This is a genomic window from Catellatospora coxensis (assembly GCF_016862635.1).
GTDB lineage: Bacteria > Actinomycetota > Actinomycetes > Mycobacteriales > Micromonosporaceae > Catellatospora > Catellatospora coxensis.
Window position 1 is genome coordinate 1 of the sequence record NZ_BONI01000199.1, and the last position, 1,248, is coordinate 1,248.

Here is a 1,248-nt window from a genome sequence, read left to right on the forward strand (position 1 = left end):
GGCGCTCGCGCCGTCGGTGGTGGCGGCCTCGGTCAGCTCGGCCGGGATGCCCTGCCTGCCCGCCAAGTACAGGATCATGTGGAAGCCGAAGTACTTCCACGAGATCACCAGGAACAGGGCGAACAGCACGGTGTCGGGGTCGGCGAAGACCGCGCCCGCCTCGGCGCCCAGCAACTTGGAGAGCGTGTCGCCCAGACCCCGGTTGGGTGAGAGCACCAGGGTGAACAGGACCGCGGTGGTGACCTCGGACAGCACGTACGGGGCGAAGAAGATCACGCGGTAGACGCTGCGGCCTTTGAGCTTCTGGTTGAGCAGCATCGCCAGGGCGAGGGAGACCGGCAGCTGGATCACCAGGGAAAGGGTGATCAGCACGAGGGTGTGCCACAGGTCGCCGAGGAAGGTCGGGTCCTGGAAGGCGCGGGTGAAGTTGTCCAGGCCGACGAAGTTCTCCGGCAGGTTGAAGCCGTTCCACTTGTAGAGGCTGGTATAGCCCGCGACCAGGATCGGGGCGATGACGAGCAGCAGGAACAGCACCATCGCCGGGGCCAGGAACAAGGCGATGGTGCCCAGGCGGCGACGCGGCTGGGGCCGGTCCCGGCGGCCACGCTGCTGCGTGACCGCCGGAACCGCCGCCAAGAGCTCGGTCGCCGCGTCGTCGGTGCGCTGTCCGGGCACCGTGGAAAGCTTCATCGTGCCTGCTCCACTCGGTTCTCGCACGCGGCTACGGGTTCTTGGTCAACGAACATGACTACTGGCTCTTCGCGACCTTGGTGATGTCCTTGACGATCTGGTCCGGGGTCTTCGAACCGGCCACCAGCTCCGCGACACTGTCGTTGACCTGCTGACCCACCGCCGGCGGGTACGCCTGGTCCAGGTACAGCTGGAACCCGGTCGCGCTGGCCAGGCTCGACGCGACGACCTTGCTGTTCGGGTCCTTGATCGCATCCGCGGCGTCCTTGACCGTCGGCAGCACCGCACCCGTCGCCGCCGACTTGCGCTGGTTCGCGACATCCAGCAGCGTCTTCAGGAAGTCGACCGTCGAGGCCGGGGCGTCCTTGCCGACCACGAACCCGTTGCCTCCACCGAACGCCTCAGCCACCGAGCCCTTGCCCCCGTCGACCGCCGGGAACGCGAAATACCCCAGCTTGTCCCCCAGGCCCTTCTTACTCGTCGACGACGAAGCCTGCACCGCCGGAGCCCACTGCCCCATCAGCTCCATCGCCGCCCCGCCGTTGCCCATCGTCGCGG

Annotated in this window: 2 protein-coding genes; both read right to left on the reverse strand. The window is 67.5% G+C overall.

Going from position 1 to position 1,248, the window contains the following annotated elements; genetic code table 11:
- The coding region (locus Cco03nite_RS41990) for a carbohydrate ABC transporter permease (RefSeq protein ID WP_239168097.1) at positions 1-690 on the reverse strand (690 nt) is incomplete at its 3' end.
- Positions 691-748: 58 nt separating this feature from the next.
- Positions 749-1,248, reverse strand: a 500-nt coding sequence (locus Cco03nite_RS41995) for a type 2 periplasmic-binding domain-containing protein (protein WP_203699630.1), incomplete at its 5' end; no start/stop codon positions are given.